We start from the raw sequence: 18,591 nt of genomic DNA, 5'->3' as shown, positions 1-18,591 counted from the left end.
CGGAAAACACGCCGCCGCGCGAACCTTGCGTTCCGGTTCGCGCGGCGGCGCTTCTTCTCTCGTACGTGCGCCCGCATTCCGGTGAAGACCGGTGCGGGCACGTGATGTCACAGCGTGAAATCGGGCAGTTTCACCGTGCTCAGGTCGGTGCCGTTGTCCGCCAGCTGCCAGGCGAGGCAGATCGCCGCGCGCAGCGCGTTGATGGAGGTCGGGTCGCCGACGCGGATCTCGTTGTCCACCTTGTCGTAGGCGGCGCGCACGTTTCCGCACACCCAGCAGCCGTTGCCGATGCTGGTGGGCAGCGGCATCGCCTCGTTCAGGCCGCGCAGATCCTTCGCCACGTAGGTGGGGCGCAGGTGGGCCGGGGCGAGCATGAGCTCGTGCGGGTTGGTCACGCCGGTGAGTACGGCGAGCGAATCGTAGCCGCCACGGTTGCCCGCCTCGATGTCGGTGTCGAGACGGTCGCCCACGGCGATGGACTCCTCTTTGGAGACCATGTCGTTGCCTTCGGAGGCGTTGAGTTCGCGGGCCTCGTCGTACATGTACGATTCGGGCTTGCCTGCGGATGCGACCGGTTCGACGCCGGTGGCGGTGATGACCGCCTGGATCATGGAGCCGCAGCCGGGCGCGATGCCCAGTTCGCGCGGGATGGTCAGATCGCGGTTGGTCACGAAATACGTGGCGCCCGCTTCGACGGCGAACGCGACGTTCGCCATCATCTGCCAGGTCATGTCGGGGTACCAGCCTTGGATGACGGCGACCGGTTTGCTGGTCGGGTCGTCGGTGACGACGAGTCCGGCGCGTTCGACCTCCTCGCGCAGATGTTCTGCGCCCAGCACCATCACGCGCGATCCGGCCGGCACCGCCTTGGCCACCATGCGGGCGGCGACCACGGACGAGGTGATGACCTGCCACGGTTCGACCTTGAGGCCGAATCCGATGAGCTGGTCGGCTACGATGCGCTGGAATCGCGACGAATTGTTCGTCGTGTATTCGATCATCATGCCGGCCTGTTCGGCCTGCTGGATGGAATCGGCGGCATGGTCCACGGCATTCTTGCCGCGGTAGACGACGCCGTCGAGGTCGAGCAGCGCCAGATGGTACTGCTCGGCCAGCGTGCGGTCGGTTCCCTTGAGAAAACGGGTCTTGCTCACTCTTCGGTCGGCTCCTCGTCGGATGCGGATTCCTCGGCGGTCTCGGCCTTGTCTGTTTCTTCGGACTCGGCTTCTTCGGACTCGGCTTCTTCGGACTCGGCTTCTTCGGACTCGGCTTCTTCGGACTCGGCTTCTTCGGACTCGGCTTCACCGGTTTCCTCGGCTTCCGCGTTCTCCTCAGCCTTATCGGCCTCCTCGGCCGCCTGGACGGGCTCCTCGTCGGATTCCGCACCGTCCTGTGCCTCTTCGGCGGGCAGTTCGGTCTCGTCCTCCTCATCTTCCGGATCGGGCGCGAACTGCGCTTCGGACGGGTCGATGCCGAGCTTCTCCAGCACGTCGGTATCGTCGGCCAGACCTTCCAGATCATGGTCGATCACCACGTCGTCGGATTCCTCGTCGATGTCGAAGTCGGCGTACTGATCCTCAAGCTTCTCGATCACACCGTCCAGAGCCTCGGCCTGCTCGCTCTGACCGGTCTCCTCCAGGAACAGCTGCTCGGCCTGCAGGGCACGCATACGGTACCCGCCGCTCAAGCCCTTGGAACGGCCCAGCGTGTGCACGACCGCGATGGCCTTATCCCACTCCTCGATATCGCTCAGCGCACCGGCGTACACGAGGAACATCTCGGCCTTCGGCTCGCCGCGCAGCAGCTTGGCGTCATCGCTCAATGCAAGCTCGATGGCCTTCTTCGGATTGCCCAAGCCACGCTCGCAGTCGGCCATGAACGGCAGGTAATCCGGGAAGCCGTTCATACGGTAGGCGGTGCGGAACTCACGCAGGGCGAGCTTGTAATCACCGGTACGGTAGGCGGCGAAAGCCAGCGTCTCACGCGCGAAATCGATGCGGGAAGCCTGCTTGGCGGCCCACTTGGCATGCTCGATCGCAAGCTCGGGGTCATCCTCGATCAGCGTGTAGGCGGCAAGGATATGCAGACCGATGTTCTCCGCGTGCTCCTTCGACAGGCCACGCAGACGCTCCCTCTCATCGCTGGAGAGCATGGACCATTCCAAGCCCTTCGGCATCTTCGGCTCGCCGGGGCGACGCGCCGTATACGGATTCTGGGAGGGGAAGCTCATCGTGCCGTCGGAGTTGCGACGCGGACGGCTCATGTACTCGGTGCGCTTATGCTCGCGGTACTCGCGCTTCTCCTCATCGTTGAACTGACGCTGGCCCTCACGACGGTCGTCGCGACGATCGCCACGACGATCATCGTTACGCTGGTAACGCGGGTTACCGCCATGCTCGCCATCGCGACGCGGCCCCTTGTTGTAACCGCCCTTGCCACCGTTGCCACGGTAGCCGCCGCGACGCTCGCCATCCTTGCGGAAGTCACGATCCTTACGGAACTCGCGACGCTCGCCGTCGCCATCCCTGCGGAAATCACGGTCCTTGTGGAAGTCGCGACGTTCGCCATCCTTGTGGAAATCGCGATCCTTACGGAAATCACCGCGACGCTCGCCGTCACCATCCCTACGGAAGTCACGGTCCTTACGGAAACCGCCATCCTTGCGGTAGCCGCCCTTGCCACCGTTGCCACGGTAGCCGCCGCGACGCTCGCCATCCTTGCGGAAGTCGCGATCCTTACGGAACTCGCGACGCTCGCCGTCACCATCCCTACGGAAATCACGATCCTTACGGAACTCGCCATCCTTATGGAAGTCCTTGCGGTAACCGCCGCGGCGCTCGCCGTCGCCGTCCTTACGGAAATCACGGTCCTTGTGGAAACCGGAACCGCCCTTGCCGTAAGGCTTGCGGCCGCCGAAACCGCCCTTGCCGCCGTCGCGCTCACCGTCGCGGTGGCCGTAGCCGCCCTTGCCGCGCGGCTTGAATCCCTTGCCGCCACGGTTGCCCGGGCGACCGGAACCGCCATGCCCGTAGGACTTGCGGCCGCCGAAAGACTTGCCGGAATGTTCGTTACCTTCTGCCATATGCTTTCCCTTAATCTCGTAATCTCAATCGGGTATCGGTATCTGTGCGACTTTTCGAAACGTTCGCCGGTCAGTGGCGTTCGACCACGCCGAGGGCCTTCTTGCCGCGGCGGATCAGCGCGAAACGACCACCCAGGAAATCATCCTCGGACAGCGTCGCCTCCTCGTCCTCCACGCGGGCGTTGTTCAGGTACACGCCGCCGGACTTGATGGCGCGGCGAGCCTCGGAACCGGACTTGAACAGGCCTGCGGACTGGGCAGCGTCGATCACGCGCGCGCCGGCCTCGGCCTGCGGGAACACGTGTTCGCCGTTCTCGTCGGCGACCTTGAAGCCTTCAAGCACGGATTCCAGCGTCTCCTCGTCGATGGCCTTCAGATCGCCGCCACGGCCGAACAGCGCGGTGGAGGCGTCGATGGCGGCCTGCGTGGCCTGCTCGCCGTGCACGAAGCTGGTGACCTCCCAAGCCAGGGCCTTCTGCGCCTCACGGGCGCCCGGATTCGTCTTGCTTTCCTCGATCAGGCGTTCGATCTCGTCCTTCGGCAGGAAGGTGAACGCCTTCAGCAGGCTGTCCATCTCCGCGTCCGGGCGGTTGATCCAGAACTGGTAGAACTTGTAGGGGCTCAGCATGGTGGCGTCGAGCCAGACCGCGTTGCCTTCGGACTTGCCGAACTTCTTGCCCTGGGCGTCGGTGATGATCGGGCTGGTGAACACGTTCACGTCCACGCCGCGCACCTTGTGGATCAGGTCGAGGCCCGAAGTGAGGTTGCCCCACTGGTCGGAGCCGCCGAGTTCCAGCGTGCAGTGGTATTCGTCGAACAGGTGCAGGAAGTCGTTGCCCTGCAGCACCTGGTAGCTGAACTCGGTGAAGGAGATGCCCTCCTCGGAGTTCAGGCGGCGGGCCACGGTGTCTTTGGCGAGCATGGTGCCCAGACGGAAGTTCTTGCCGACATCGCGCAGGAAGTCGATAACGCTCATCTGCGCGGTCCAATCGTAGTTGGAGACGAAGCGGACCGGATTGCTGCCGTCGGTGTCGAGGATGCCGCCGATCTGACGCTTCAGACGCTCGGCCCAGCCGGCCACGACGTCCTTGGGGTTCAGGGTGCGTTCGCCGGACTGGCGCGGATCGCCGATCAGGCCGGTCGCGCCGCCGACCAAGGCGATCGGGTGATGCCCGGCGAGCTGCAGGTGACGCATGTTGATGAGCTGGACGAGGTTGCCGATGTGCAGGGAGGCTGCGGTCGGATCGAATCCGCAATAATAGGTGATCGGCTCGCCGTCCAGTGCCTGAGCAAGACGTTCACGATCGGTGGACTGGGATACCAGACCACGCCACTGAAGTTCCTCAAGCAGAGATGAAAAACCTGCTTCTCTGAAGTCAGTGATACGAGCCATTTCCGTTAATCTCCCTATCAAATTCTCGGGTTTCGAATGCGCATAACGCAACACTCAGTCTCGCAGAACATCACGACAGCAACACGGCCCGGCCACGGCCGTTTCGCGGGGCGGCGGCCCGAAGCCTCACCATGCGGACGTCGGCGGGGCGGGCACGGGGGCAAACACGGGGGTCGAACCGCGGAAAGCCGCCGAAACGGCGGAAAAACACGCGGATATAATGAGGCTGTTCGGGCACGGCCGTGCCCATGTAATGTTTCGCATTCAGAGAAGAGAAGCATATGAATCGAAAATTCCTTAAGGCGCAAGCCAGAGTCACGCTGAAACGGCATTACTGGCTGATCGTCGCGCTTTGCCTGTTCGCGGCGTTCCTCGGCGCCGAATACGGTTCGACGTTGTGGGCGACCGATTATCAGGCGCCGTCGGAAACCGTGAGCACCACCGTCGACGGTACCGGCAGCGACGGTTCCATCGCCACCAGCAGCGCCGCATCCGACCATCTGTCGACCAACGGCATTTCCGACATCTTCGACATGCTCGTCAGCGGCAACGAGGACGCCGCCAAACAGCAGGTGAAGCAGTCCGAGAAGAACATCCGCGACAACGACAACAACGCCATGCTCGGCCGTTCGCGCGGCGTGTTCGCCATGGTATTGAACTCCTTCTCCACCGGCGGGGCCATTCTTTCCATCACCGACGCCGCGAACTCCATCATCCATTCGCGCGGCGTGGTGACCGCGCTGCTGGTGCTCGCCGGTCTCGCGTTCTATCTGTTCGTGTGGCTGTTCATCCGTCAAACCTATCTGGTGGCGTCGAGGCGCATGGTGCTCGAATCGCGTGTCTACGAGCAGGTGCCGGTCCATCATCTCCTGTTCCCCGTCCGTACCAGGAAGTGGGCGCATATCGCGTGGACGATGTTCGTGCAGAGCGTGTTCCTCACCCTGTGGTGGTGCACCATCATCGGCGGCATCATCAAAACCTTCTCCTACCTGCTCGTGCCGTTCATCCTCGCCGAGAACCCCTCCATGAAGGCCTGCGACGCGATCACGTTGTCCCGCCGCATGATGAAGGGCCACAAGTGGGAATGCTTCGTCGCCATGCTGAGCTTCCTGGGTTGGGATATCCTCTCCTCCCTCACGTTCGGCATCGTCGGCGTGTTCTACGTGAACGGTTACAAGGCCGCGTTCTGGGCCGAGTACTACACGTACGTGCGCGGCGTTTCGAAGCAGGCCAGCGTCGAGGGCACCGACCAGCTGAACGACACGTTCCTGTTCGAGAAGGCGCCGTCCGAACTGTTGGAGACCACGTACGCCGACGCGCGCAAGGTCATCGATGAGGTGGACGCCCAAGGCGAGACGATCAGCAAGCCGAAGGGCTTCGCGGGCTGGCTGGCCGACTGGTTCGGCATTCGCATCATGCGTTCCAAGGCGGTGGCCGCATGGGAGGATTACCGTGCGAAGATGAACGCCGTGAAGACCGGCAGGGCGCTGCTCGACGCGCGCATGTACCCGGTGCGCCTCTCCCCCATCCCGATGAAGGACAAGAACATCAACGTCGGCGGCCTCAACGCCGCACGCAGTTATTCCGCGCTGAACCTGGTGATGATGTTCTTCATCTTCTGCATCATCGGCTGGCTGTGGGAGGTCGCGCTGTGCCTCATCGACGAGGGCATCTTCGTCAACCGTGGCACGCTGCACGGCCCGTGGCTGCCGATCTACGGCACCGGCGGCATCATCATCCTCATCCTGCTCAAGAAGCTGCGCGAGCACCCGGTCGCCGAGTTCGTCGCCGCGATCGTGCTGTGCGGCGGGCTGGAATACCTGTCGTCGTGGTACTTGGAGACCACGAAGGGCCAGCGTTGGTGGGATTACACCGGCTACTTCCTGAACCTCAACGGCCGTATCTGCGCCGAAGGTCTGCTCGTGTTCGGCTTGGGCGGTCTGGCGATCGTGTATCTGGTCGCGCCGACCCTGAACCAGCTGCTCGACCGCATCAACCGCAAGGCGCTGTTCTGCGTGGCGCTGGTGCTGCTGATCGCCTACATCGGCGATCAGGTCTATTCCAACCAGCATCCGAACTCCGGCCATGGCATCACCGATACCGGCACGTCGTCGGTGCAGGTGGGGTCCTGACGGTCTGATGGCCGCCCGTTCCGTCGTCTCGGATGATTGGACGGACGGCCACCCCGAACGGGCAAACGGATACGGAACGGCCCGGAGCATTCCCCTGTGGATGCTCCGGGCCGTTTCGTATGTTTCGTATGTTTCGTATGTTCCGTATTTATGCCCGTATGCCGTGCCGCACATGCTACGGATTCATAGCCACCGTGGGCACGGCATGTGGACGGTTACCGCCGCCGCGTGCGTCATTTGCTTCTGCGCAGCAGCTCCCGTACGGTTTCCATGATCTTGCTGTCCTTCACCGATTCGGTCGATCTCAAACTGGGGAACGACTGGATCATGCGGCGCTGCTGGCGGTTCAGCGTCTCCATCGCGCCGCTGCGCATACCCGCGAGGATCTCCTGCGACGAGGCCGACCATTCACGGATCTTCTGCAGCAGCACATCCTTGCCCCACTGCCATGATTCACCGGCACGTTCCGCCGTGGCTTGGACCAGTTCGCTGAAGTTCCGCAGGCTTTCGCTGAAGTTCACGATGCCCTTGACCGTGACGATGAGATCGACCACGATGAGCACCAGGCACACGAGGCACACCACATGCAGCGCATGAGGCGGAATAAGCTGGGTCCACTCCCCCACCCAAGGCTGTGCGAATTCGATGAGCCCGACGCCGGCCGCGCCGAACACCACGGCTCCCAGCAGGCTGACGCGCCCCTGGATATTGAACCGGTAATCGCTGTAATCCCACCACCTGGCATGGAACATCTTCTCCATTGCCCACGAGGTGACGTATTCGAGCACGCTGGCACCCAGCGCGGAAATCAGGAAAATCAGGAACGGGTGGCCTTTCAGGCCGCTCAGCAGCACGATGCCCAGCACCGCGCCGGCACCGTAGATGGGGCATACCGGGCCGTTGAGGAAGCCGCGGTTCACCCAACGCTTCTCAAGAACGGATACCAGAATCGATTCGTAGATCCAGCCGACGCAGCTGTACAGCAGGAACCAGAGGAACAGGTGTTCGATGGCGATCATGAACGCACCTCCCCGGCATGGGTATGCAATCGTGGTTTGTTGAACCGGTCGCGCGAGAACGTCTCCCTCGTCGCGCTGATCTTATCCGCCATGGTGACCAGATAGCCTTCGATGTATTTCGGCGGGACCGGGGTCATCGGGAACATGTGCTTGGCGATGCTGTCGCGTTCGATGGCGTTGAGACGGAAGTCGCGCACGGCGTTGCGCAGCGCGGCACCCCCATGGGTGAAGCCGTGCAGCCGGTGTTCGCCGTTGTCCCAGTCATGCCAGTCGTAGAGGAAATAGTCGTGCAGCAACGCGGCTCTGACCAGCGAATGCAGGTCGACGCGGTACCAGAGGTGCAGACGGTCCGCCATCCACACCGCGAGGCAGGCGACGCGCACGGAATGGGCGAACGTCGTCACCGCACCATGCTGATAGCAGCATTTCTCGATATCCATATGATCATGTTCGAAAATTTCACGGCCATGCGCATACACCAGCCGTTGGATCTGAACTCTCGTCAGCACCGTTCGTCTTCCTTCACGATTGCGGGACTTTGGGGTTTGCTGCGTTCGAGTGTATTGCAGGATTGTTCCGGACGCCCTCATTCGATGGAATGAAACGGTCGTATGCCGTAAGGATGTGCGCTTCGGCATCTCATCCTCACGAAGGACCGCCGGGCACGCTCCCCTTATACGCGCCCATAAGCCGACCCGCCGCGCGATTGCTCAAACGGCGGGTCGACCAAGCTTCATGGCCGGTCGCACGGCTCATCCGTCATGGCGTGCGACCGGCCGAATATCAACGTGCCAGCGTTTCCGGCGCCTTGTAGGCGGGGCCGTCGCTGGTGGAGTCGGCGAATACCTTCAACTCCTCGGTCGCACGCTTGGCGTCCGCGATCTGCTCGCGCACGCGACCGTACGACGTGCCGCCCTTGCCGTTACGGGAGGCGACGGAACCGTCGCTGGACAGCACTTCGCGCACCTTCGGCGCGGTTTCGGCGGGCAGGAACGCGGCGAACGTGGTGATGAAATCGTCGTCGGTCAGATCCCACAGCTCCACGCCACGGCCTTCGGCGATCTTGACGCATGCGCCGGAAAGCTCGTGCGCGTGGCGGAACGGCACGCCATTCTTGACCAGCCATTCGGCGATGTCGGTGGCCAGCGCGAAACCGGTGGGGGCTTCGGCGGCGAGACGCTCGGTGTCGAAGCGCATGGTGGCGACCATGCCGGTGAAGGCCGGCAGCAGCACTTCGAGGGTGTCGACCTGATCGAACACGGCTTCCTTGTCTTCCTGCAGATCGCGCGCATACGCGGTGGGCAGGCCCTTCAGCGTGGCCATAAGGCCGGTGAGGTCGCCGATGAGACGGCCAGACTTGCCGCGTGCGAGTTCGGCGATATCCGGGTTCTTCTTCTGCGGCATGATGGAGGAACCGGTGGAATACGCGTCGTCGAGCTTGACGAAGGCGAATTCCTGCGTGTTCCAGATGATGATCTCCTCGGACAGGCGGGAGATGTCGACGCCGGTCATGGCGGCGATGAAGGCGAACTCCGCAACGAGATCGCGGGCGGCGGTACCGTCGATGGAGTTGCTGGTCACGGTGCCGAAACCGAGTTCACGGGCGACGGCCTCCGGGTCAAGACCCAGGGTGTTGCCTGCAAGCGCACCGGAACCATACGGGGAGGCGTTGATGCGCTTATCCCAGTCGATCAGACGCTGGATGTCGCGGATCAGCGGCCACACGTGGGCCATGAGCTGGTGCGCGAGCAGCACGGGCTGGGCGTGCTGCATGTGGGTGCGGCCGGGCATGACGGCCTTGCCGGCCTTCACGCTCTGCTCGATCAGCGCGTTGATGAGATCGATGAGCTGGCCTGCGATCACGCGGGAGTGGCGGCGCAGCCACATGCGGATGAGGCAGGCGATCTGGTCGTTGCGGGAACGGCCGGCGCGCAGTTTGCCGCCGAGCTCGTCGCCTGCGATGTCGATAAGACCACGTTCGAGCGCGGTGGCTTCATCCTCGTCGTCTTCGATGGGTGCGAACGTACCGTTGTCGACGGCGCGCTGCAGTTCGTCGAGCGCCGCTTCCATGCGGTTGAGTTCGTCGCTGGTGAGCAGGCCTGCCCTGCCGAGGGCGCGCGCGTGGGCGCGGGAGCCTGCGATGTCGTCGTCGGCGAGACGCCAGTCGAACTGGGTGGACTTGGAGAGTTTGGCCAGTGCGGCGGAGGGGCCGGAGGTGAAGCGGCCGCCCCACAGGGCCAGATGTTCGTTGTTGCTTTCAGTCATGCCTTTTACCTTAACCTTGGAAGGGGAAAACGCCGGTTCGTATTCCATCACGCAGTACGGCGAGCAGTATGGCGTGCCGTGCGGCGGGTTCCTTCGATCGTGTTCGCATCCCCGTTTGTGCGGAAGGCCCCGAGCCACGTCCCGGTATGGGGATGGGCCACGGGGCCTTCATACGTGTGCGGCGGTGAGCCTGTCACCCGATCCGGTTGGATCGGATCATTCGACGGTGTTGTCCGGCACTTCGATGCCGTTGCCGAACTTGACGTCGCGGGCTGCGGCCACACGGCTCGGCAGGCCGTAGATGTCGATGAAGCCGTTGGAGGACTTCTGGTCGAAGCTGTCGCCGGAATCGTAGGTAGCCAGGTTGTAGTCATACAGGGAGCTGTCGGAACGACGGCCGGTGACGACCGCGCGGCCACCGTGCAGGATCATACGGATCTCGCCGTTGACATACTTCTGGGTGTCTTCGATGAAGGCGTTCAGGGACTGGGTGGCGGGGCTGAACCACTGCGCATCGTAGACCAGCTCGGCCCAACGCTTGTCGATGTCGCGCTTGATGCGGTGCTGCTCGCGTTCGAGGCAGCAGTTCTCCAGCTCCTGGTGGGCGGTGATGAGGGCCACGGCACCCGGAGCCTCGTACAGCTCGCGGGACTTGATGCCGACCAGACGATCCTCGATGAGGTCGATACGGCCGATGCCCTGTGCGCCGGCGCGGCGGTTCATCTCTTCGATGGCCTGCAGCGGGGTGACGTCGTGGCCGTCGATCTTGACCGGAACGCCCTGCTTGAATTCGATGACGACTTCGTCCTCGACCGGCGGGAAGGCCGGATCGTCGGTGTAGGAGTAGCAGTCCTTGGTCGGCGCGTTCCACGGATCCTCAAGGAAGCCGGTTTCGATGGCGCGACCCCACACGTTCTGGTCGATGGAGAACGGGCTCTTCTCGGTCTGCACGATCGGCAGCTCATGTTCCTTGGCGAACGCGATCTCGACGTCGCGGGTCAGGGAAAGGTCGCGGATCGGGCTGATGGCCTTCAACGTCGGATCGATGGAGGCGATGGAGACCTCGAAACGGACCTGATCGTTGCCCTTGCCGGTGCAGCCGTGGGAGATGGTGTCGGCGCCGAACTGGTGGGCGGCACGCACGAGGTGCTTGGAGATGAGCGGGCGGGAGATGGCGGAAACCAGCGGGTACACGCCTTCGTACAGCGCGTTGGCTTTGAGGGCCTTCATGCAGTACTCCTCGGCGAACTCGTCGCGGGCGTCGACGACGTATGCTTCGACGGCACCGCAGGCCAGTGCGCGTTCCTTGATGGTTTCGAGGCTTTCGCCACCCTGACCGACGTCGAGGGACACCGCCACGACATCCTTGCCGGTGCGTTCCTTCAGGTACGAAATGGCGACGGAGGTATCCAGACCACCGGAGTACGCCAGGACGAGACGATTCTTATCTGCCATGATTGCCCTTTCTACGAACAAAGCTTATGCAAGTATATACAGAGCTACGTATATTTATGCACGGCGTGTCATATTTTCCGTTCCCCCTCACCGTACATGAATCATGGCACGCGAAACCGCCAACATCCGCCAGTCGGTACCGTTCCGTCGCCCGCACACGCCCCACCCCTCACGGACGGCATCGCGCACGACGGCATATATGCAAAACCGCGCCGACCACGGGAACGGAAAACACCATTCCCAGGTCGGCGCGGTTCACGGCATGCGTCACAGGCACGCCATGCCGTCACAGGCAAACGGCAATCACTTGGAAGCCAAAGACAGCAGCCAATCGGCACGTTCGGACGCACTATCATCATCGGCGCAGATCATCATAACCGTATCGTCGCCGGCAATCGTGCCCAGCACACCGTCGATGTTCTGCTTATCCAATACGGACGCCACATACTGGGCCGCACCCGAAGGCGTATGCACCACGATGAGATTCCTCGCCGTGGCCACGGACGTCACCAGCCCGTTAAGCGCACGGGACATCTGCTGCTCCACCTTGCCGTCCAACGGCCGCTCATCACCCTCCGGATGCCCGACCGCATAAGCCATGGTGCCATCCTGCAGACGCCGCTTGAACGCGTTCATCTCATCAAGATCACGGCTCAACGTCGCCTGCGTGACCTCAATACCCTCGTCGGCCAGCACCTTGGAAAGCTGCGCCTGCGAGGTGATGACACGAGTCAGCAACGCCTGCTCGATGGCGCTCAGCCGGGCGGCCCGGCTCGTCGGGCGCTGCATCGGTGTGGGATCGCTCATGCCAACAGGCTTTCATCGCCGCGAGCCTTGCCCGCCAGCCAAGTGAGCAGAGCCTTCTGCGCGTGCAGACGGTTACCGGCCTCATCCCAGACCACGGACTGCGGGCCGTCGATGACCTCGGCCGTAACCTCCTTGCCACGGTATGCGGGCAGGCAATGCTGGAAGATGGCATCATCCTTGGCCAACGCCATCAGCTCGGCATTCACCTGATAATCCCAGAACGGCTTGGAACGTACGGCATACTCCGCCTCCTCACCCATGGAAACCCACGTATCGGTGAACACGCAGTCGGCACCCGCCACAGCCTCCTTCGGATCGGTGGTGACCAGCACGGAACCGCCGTTCTCAGCGGCGATGGCCTCAGCATCGGCCACAATCGCAGAATCCGGCAGATAGCCGTACGGGCCCGCCACACGCACGTTCATACCAGCCACGGCACCGCCAAGCAGATACGAGTTCGACATGTTGTTGGCCGCATCACCCAAATAGGCGATCGTCTGATTCTTCAGATTCTCCACACCACCACGATGCTCGGCAATGGTCTGGAAATCGGCGAGAATCTGGCACGGGTGGAATTCGTCGGTCAGCGCATTGACCACAGGATGCGAACTGTACTTCGCCATCTCCTCAACACGATCCTGACCGAACGTACGCCACACCACGCCGTACGCCATACGGTCAAGCACACGGGCCGTATCGGCCACCGGCTCGCCACGGCCCAGCTGGGAACCGGACTTGTCGATCACCAGCGGGTAGCCACCAAGTTCGGCGACGCCAATGGAGAAGCTGGAACGGGTACGGGTGCTCGGCTTGTCGAAGATCACCGCAATACCCTGCGGGCCTTCGAACGGACGATGGTAGAAACGATCCTTATGGAACTTGATGGCCAGTTCCAGGACCTGCTTCTGCTCCTCGTGGTTCAGATCGTCGTCGCGCAGCATGTGGCGCAGTTCGGGGGTTGCCATGTTGTCTCCTTACGTTGTACGTTGTGTCGGTCGGCACGCGATGTCAACGGCGATGTCGCGTACCGACCATTCCGGCCGGTCCAGACGGGCCAGCCCGGACGATATCGATCAGTCGTCGGGCAGATCGACGGGAACATCCTTGAGGATGGCCAAAGCCTCCTCGACATCGGATTCGCTGACGATCAGCGGCGGGGCGAAACGCAGCGCATCGGCACGCACCGCGTTGACGATGAGACCACGCTCCAAGCACCAGTTCATCACCGCATGGGCGCACGGATGGCTCAACTGCACCGCGTCAAGCAGACCGGCACCACGCACCGACTCGTACAGCGGATTGCCGGTGGCCATAATGCCATCACGCAGCTGCACGCCACGCGCCTCGACATTATCAAGCAGATGCTCGCCTTCGATGGTGTTCAGCGTGGCCATGCCCGCAGCAGCACCCAACGGGTTGCCCGCGAACGTGGAACCATGCGAACCAGGAGTGAACAGGTCGGCGACCTTCGCACCAAACGCGATCATGCCGCCCATCGGGAAGCCACCGGCAACACCCTTGGCGAACGTGACCACATCCGGGGTGACGCCACCGGACAGCTCCTCACGCTGGAACGCGAACCAGGAACCGGTACGGCCAATACCCGTCTGCACCTCGTCGATGATCAGCAGCGCATGGTTCTCAGTGCACAGCTCGCGCGCAAGCCTGACGAACTCGGCACCGACCGGGCGCACACCAGCCTCGCCCTGAATCAGCTCCATCATGACGGCCGCAACCGGGCCCTTACCATTCTCACCCGTAACGGCGAACGCCTGCTTCAACGCTTCGGCGTCACCCGCCTCGACGAATTCGACATTCGGCAGCAGCGGCTGGAACGGCTCACGGATCGCAGGCTTCCACGTCGCCGACAGCGCACCCAGCGTACGGCCATGGAAACCGTTCACCAGCGCGATAATGCGGGAGGAACCGTCATCGGTCAACGTACGGCCATGCAGCTTGGCGATCTTGATGGCCGCCTCATTGCCTTCGGCACCGGAATTGCCGAAATACACGCGCGACCCCTCCGGAGCGCCAGCCAGTTCGATAAGCTTCGCAGCCAGATCAATCTGCGGTTCGGACGCGAAATAGTTGCTCACATGGGCGACCTTCGCAGCCTGCTCGCTGACGGCCTTCACCCACGCCGGATGCGCGTAGCCGAGCGAATTGACGGCGATGCCCGCAAGAAAATCAAGATAACGGTTGCCATCCACATCCCACACGTGGGTGCCTTCGCCATGATCCATCACACGCAGCGGCGTGCCGAACACGTTCATATGCACCTGGGAGTACTCCCCCAGCCACTTGTCGTCATTGGGGCCGAGCACGTCCAGGCCCTTGGTGTTGTCAGCGTTCATAGGAACTCCTCATTTCAATGCCGTCCTCAGGCACAACCATGGTGCCGATGCCAGCGGAAGTGAATATCTCGTTCAGAATGGAATGCGGCTTGCGTCCATCGATGATGTGAGCCTTGGGCACACCGCCATCAATGGCTCGCACGCAAGCCTCCATCTTCGGTCTCATACCGCTTTCCAAATCGGGAAGCATGTCACGCAGCGTCTCCACGCCGATACGGCCGATCAGCGAACTGCGATCGGGCCAATCCGCATACAGACCGTCCACGTCGGTCAGAATGACCAGCTTGCTCGCACCCACGGCGGCGGCCAGCGCGGCGGCCGCGGAATCGGCGTTCACATTAAGCACTTCCGTAGCGTCATCCTCATTCGGGGCGACGGAAGACACCACCGGAATACGACCGGCGCTCACCAGATCCTCCACGGCGGAGGCATCCACGCTCACCACGTCACCCACCAGACCGATATCGGTAGGCTTGCCATCGATGACGGGATGGCGCTGCATGGCGGAGAACAGGCCGCCATCCTCGCCGGACAGACCCACGGCGAACGGGCCATGCGCGTTGATCAGACCCACCAGTTCGCGCGAAACCTTACCGGTGAGAACCATGCGCACCACATCCATGGCATCCGGGGTGGTCACGCGCAAGCCGCCCTTGAACTCGGACTTGATACCCAATGCCTTGAGCATCTGGGAGATCTGCGGTCCACCGCCATGCACCACGATCGGGTGCAGGCCCACCTGGCGTAGGAACACCATGTCTTCGGCGAAGCATGCCTTGAGATGTTCGTCGATCATGGCGTTGCCACCGTACTTGATGACGATGCGCTGACCCGCGAATTCCTCAAGCCACGGCAGTGCCTCGATAAGCACTTCCGCCTTCTGGTCGGCGCGCAGATCCGTATGCACGTCGAAGTGGAATCCGGGTCCCTTTAATTCACTCATGTTCTTTCCTAGTTTCGTTTCATCGTTCAACCGGTGGCTGGTTAACCCTTGGGCGGTCTGATGGATGTTGTTCGACACCCTCCAGGCCGGTAGGCCAAGCTTTATGTCTCACAACACCCATCAGACCGCCGATGCCGGAACGATCCTTCGGCTATCGCTAACCCTTGGGCGGTTCGATGGACGTTGTTCGACACCCTCCAGGCCGGTAGGCCAAGCTTTATGTCTCACAACACCCATCAGACCGCCGATGCCGGAACGATCCTTCAGTTGTGCGTAACCCTGGGCGGGATCAACTTTCGTAGTCGGCGTTGATGTGCACGTAGTCGTTGGTCAGATCGTCGGTCCAGACGGTCGCCTCGGCGTCGCCCGCATGCAGGTCGATGTCGATGTGGACTTCGCGCGGGGTCATGTCGACCTCGCTGCGCGGGCGGCCGGCTCCGCCGTTCTCGCAGATGCGCACGCCGTTGACATCGACGGTCACGGCGGTGGAATCGTAGGGCGCGACTTCGGTGGGCACGGTGCCGAGGGAGGAGACGATGCGCCCCCAGTTCGGGTCGTTGCCGCTGATGGCGCACTTGAGCAGGTTCGATGCGGCGACCGCGCGGCCGCATGCGAGGGCGGCCTCTTCGCTGGTGGCACCGGTGACGGTGATGCGGATATCGTGGCTTGCGCCTTCGCCGTCGCCCACGATCTGGCGGGCGAGCGAAGCGCAGGCTTCCTGCACGAGCTTGTTGAACTCGTCCGGGTCGGGTTCAACGCCCGAAGCACCGGAGGCGAGCAGCAGCACCGTGTCGTTGGTGGACATGCAGCCGTCCACGTCGATGCGGTTGAAGGAACGGTCGGTGGCCACGGCGAGGGCCGCCTGCATCTGCCCTGCGGAAACCACGGCGTCGGTGGTGATCACGCACAGCATGGTGGCCAGCTGCGGGGCGATCATGCCGGAGCCCTTGACCATGCCGCCGATCTTCCAGCCGGTGGAACCGTTGAGTTCCACGGTCTTCGGCTTGGTGTCGGTGGTCATGATGGCGTGCGAGGCGTCGGCACCGGCTTCGGCGGTGTTTGCGAGAGCCTCATAGGCGCGCTTCGCGCCGTCGAGCACATTGTCGAGCGGCAGCAGTTCGCCGATCAGACCGGTGGAGCACACCGCGACATCGGTGCTATCGCAACCGACGAGTTCGGCCACGGTTTCGGCGGTTTTCTTCGACTGGGCGAAACCGGGTTCGCCGGTACAGGCGTTCGCGCCGCCGGAGTTGAGGATGACGGCCTTCAGCGTGCCGTCGGCCACGATCTTGCGGGACCACTGCACGGGGGCGGCGCAGAAACGGTTCGAGGTGAACACGCCCGCGGCCGCGTTAAGCGGACCATTGTTGACGACGAGGGCGAGATCCTTCTTGCCCTCCACGGAAGAGATTCCGGCTTCGACGCCTGCGGCGGAAAAGCCCTGTGCGAAAGTAACGCTCACGGTGCCACTCCAATCTTGGTGAGGCCTTGGTCCTCGGGCAGGCCCAGGGCGATGTTCAGGGATTGCACCGCTTGACCGGCGGTGCCACGGTTCAGGTTATCGATTGCGGCGAACGCGATGATGCGGCCCGCATTGCGGTCGGTGACCACCTGCAGGTGCGCGGCGTTCGAGCCGATGATGTTGCCGGTGGAAGGCAGCGTGCCCTCCGGCAGCACGACCATGAAGTCCTGGCCTTCATAGGCTTTCGTCCAGACCTCGCGGATCTCGGCGTCGGTCATGCCCTTGGCCTTCTCGGTCATGGTCGCGCTGACCGTGGCGAGAATGCCTCGCGACATCGGCGCAAGCACCGGGGTGAAGCTCAGGGTGAAGTCCTTCGCATCCGCGGCGCTCTTGCCCGCAGCGTGCGCGAAGTTCTGCAGGATCTCGGGAATATGGCGATGCGTGCCGCCAACACCGTACGGCAACGCGGCCTGCAGCGCTTCGGCGGCAAGCAGGTTGGTGCGCTTGAGGTTCTTGCCCGCACCGGAATAGCCCACGACCAGATCGGCCACAACGCTCTTCGGTTCGATCAGCCCCTGCGCGACGCCGGGCTGCATGGCCAGCGTGGTGGCGGTCACGTTGCAGCCGGGGCCGGCGATACGCTTGACACCCGGCAGGGCGCTCCTCTGACGCAGATATTCGCCGGATTCGTCCGTGCCGACGATCAGCTCAGGCATACCATACGCCCAATGCTCGTAGAAGTCGCCGCCATAGAAGGCATCCCAGGCGCTCTTCTCCTCAAGACGGTGATCGGCGCCCAGATCGATGACGATGGATTCGGGGTCGAGCTGCGAGGCGAGCTTGCCGGAAGCGCCGTGCGGCAGGGCGAGGATGATGACGTCATGGCCGTTGAGCACTTCGGGCGTGGTGTCTTCCACGACCAGATCGACCAGCTGCGGAATGTGCGGCATGTGCTTCGCCATGGACTCGCCCACGGACGAATGACCGGCCACGCAGGTCACCTCGAAATTCGGATGGGCCGCGAGGATGCGCAGGGCCTCGCCGCCCGCATAACCCGTGGCACCGGCCACGGCAACCGTGTATTTCGCCATATTCATATCCTTTGACTAGGTAACTTCCACCGAGCATACAGCGATATACAGACTAATGCATAATTATGCAATCCCCCGCGTTTCGCTTCGTGGTCATCTGTCCGGAACGCTGGCGCCTCACCGGCACCGCGAACGCTCAGGGCCGTCTGAGCCTTGCATACAACAAAGGCGGGCCCACGATGGAACGCCATCGCGGAACCCGCCCGCCGAATCGTTTCACGCCCACGCGCGAACGCGCCGAGACTATGCGGAGATCGAACCGTCGCCCGCTCCGCCACCGGTACCGCCGCCGGAATACATGTTGAACATCTGCGAATACAAATCGTTGACGCTGATGCCCTTGACCAACAGGTAAACCTGCAGCAGCGTGGTCAGCACGTTGATGATGATGGCGGCGATGGCAAGACCACGGCCACGCATATGCAAACGCTTGGTACGCCCCAGCGACAGTATGCCGATAACCGCCGGCAGTACCGGGATCGCGAACACGATCGAGCACACGAAGGCGACGATCGCATACGAATCCCAGCGCCCGTAGAACGGATTCTGCTGCGGGTCGTCGGGATTGAAGTACTGGAACATCGGCAT

Annotated in this window: 15 protein-coding genes; 1 reads left to right on the top strand and 14 read right to left on the bottom strand. The window is 62.8% G+C overall.

What is annotated here, in order from left to right:
* Positions 1–107: 107 nt before the first annotated feature.
* From KIH75_RS07035 to tyrS, 3 genes are all read right to left on the bottom strand, one after another.
* Positions 108–1,154: an HAD-IIA family hydrolase gene (locus tag KIH75_RS07035; RefSeq protein ID WP_219056052.1), complete on the bottom strand. Its 1,047-nt coding sequence runs from the start codon at positions 1,152–1,154 to the stop codon at positions 108–110.
* On the bottom strand, positions 1,151–3,082 hold the full coding sequence (locus tag KIH75_RS07030) for a hypothetical protein (protein ID WP_219056051.1): 1,932 nt from the start codon (positions 3,080–3,082) through the stop codon (positions 1,151–1,153). The genes KIH75_RS07035 and KIH75_RS07030 overlap by 4 nt, the downstream gene beginning before the upstream one ends.
* Positions 3,083–3,152: 70 nt before the next feature.
* On the bottom strand, positions 3,153–4,475 hold the full coding sequence (gene tyrS / locus KIH75_RS07025) for a tyrosine--tRNA ligase (protein ID WP_219056050.1): 1,323 nt from the start codon (positions 4,473–4,475) through the stop codon (positions 3,153–3,155).
* Between the two features lie 281 nt (positions 4,476–4,756).
* Here tyrS and KIH75_RS07020 point away from each other — a divergent pair, with 281 nt between their 5' ends.
* A complete protein-coding gene (locus KIH75_RS07020) occupies positions 4,757–6,607 on the top strand; it encodes a DUF975 family protein (RefSeq protein ID WP_219056049.1) in 1,851 nt (616 codons plus the stop codon).
* A 233-nt stretch (positions 6,608–6,840) separates the two neighbouring features.
* Here KIH75_RS07020 and KIH75_RS07015 read toward each other — a convergent pair whose 3' ends face one another.
* From KIH75_RS07015 to KIH75_RS06965, 11 genes are all read right to left on the bottom strand, one after another.
* Positions 6,841–7,626, bottom strand: coding sequence for a putative ABC transporter permease (locus tag KIH75_RS07015; RefSeq protein WP_219056048.1), 786 nt, complete (start codon positions 7,624–7,626; stop codon positions 6,841–6,843).
* Positions 7,623–8,135: an HD domain-containing protein gene (locus KIH75_RS07010; RefSeq protein ID WP_219056047.1), complete on the bottom strand. Its 513-nt coding sequence runs from the start codon at positions 8,133–8,135 to the stop codon at positions 7,623–7,625. Before KIH75_RS07010 ends, KIH75_RS07015 begins: the two co-directional genes overlap by 4 nt.
* A 274-nt stretch (positions 8,136–8,409) precedes the next feature.
* Positions 8,410–9,891: an argininosuccinate lyase gene (gene argH / locus KIH75_RS07005; protein WP_219056046.1), complete on the bottom strand. Its 1,482-nt coding sequence runs from the start codon at positions 9,889–9,891 to the stop codon at positions 8,410–8,412.
* A gap of 216 nt (positions 9,892–10,107) precedes the next feature.
* Positions 10,108–11,346, bottom strand: coding sequence for an argininosuccinate synthase (locus tag KIH75_RS07000; protein WP_219056045.1), 1,239 nt, complete (start codon positions 11,344–11,346; stop codon positions 10,108–10,110).
* Positions 11,347–11,649: 303 nt separating this feature from the next.
* Positions 11,650–12,153 carry an arginine repressor gene (gene argR / locus KIH75_RS06995; RefSeq protein WP_219056044.1) on the bottom strand — a complete coding sequence of 168 codons (504 nt, stop codon included), beginning with the start codon at positions 12,151–12,153 and terminating at the stop codon, positions 11,650–11,652.
* On the bottom strand, positions 12,150–13,118 hold the full coding sequence (argF, locus tag KIH75_RS06990; protein ID WP_219056043.1) for an ornithine carbamoyltransferase: 969 nt from the start codon (positions 13,116–13,118) through the stop codon (positions 12,150–12,152). The genes argR and argF overlap by 4 nt, the downstream gene beginning before the upstream one ends.
* Before the next feature lie 108 nt (positions 13,119–13,226).
* Positions 13,227–14,507, bottom strand: coding sequence for an acetylornithine transaminase (locus KIH75_RS06985; RefSeq protein ID WP_219056042.1), 1,281 nt, complete (start codon positions 14,505–14,507; stop codon positions 13,227–13,229).
* Positions 14,497–15,450, bottom strand: coding sequence for an acetylglutamate kinase (gene argB / locus KIH75_RS06980; RefSeq protein ID WP_033521836.1), 954 nt, complete (start codon positions 15,448–15,450; stop codon positions 14,497–14,499). The genes KIH75_RS06985 and argB overlap by 11 nt, the downstream gene beginning before the upstream one ends.
* Before the next feature lie 289 nt (positions 15,451–15,739).
* A complete protein-coding gene (gene argJ, locus KIH75_RS06975) occupies positions 15,740–16,912 on the bottom strand; it encodes a bifunctional glutamate N-acetyltransferase/amino-acid acetyltransferase ArgJ (RefSeq protein WP_219056041.1) in 1,173 nt (390 codons plus the stop codon).
* Positions 16,909–18,003, bottom strand: coding sequence for an N-acetyl-gamma-glutamyl-phosphate reductase (argC, locus tag KIH75_RS06970; protein WP_219056040.1), 1,095 nt, complete (start codon positions 18,001–18,003; stop codon positions 16,909–16,911). Before argC ends, argJ begins: the two co-directional genes overlap by 4 nt.
* A gap of 243 nt (positions 18,004–18,246) precedes the next feature.
* A partial coding sequence (locus KIH75_RS06965; RefSeq protein ID WP_219056039.1) for a DUF4190 domain-containing protein occupies positions 18,247–18,591 on the bottom strand: 345 nt, incomplete at its 5' end.

The sequence above is a fragment of the Bifidobacterium pongonis genome (assembly GCF_019331805.1).
GTDB lineage: Bacteria > Actinomycetota > Actinomycetes > Actinomycetales > Bifidobacteriaceae > Bifidobacterium > Bifidobacterium pongonis.
This window is presented reverse-complemented; position numbering and strand designations above follow the sequence as displayed.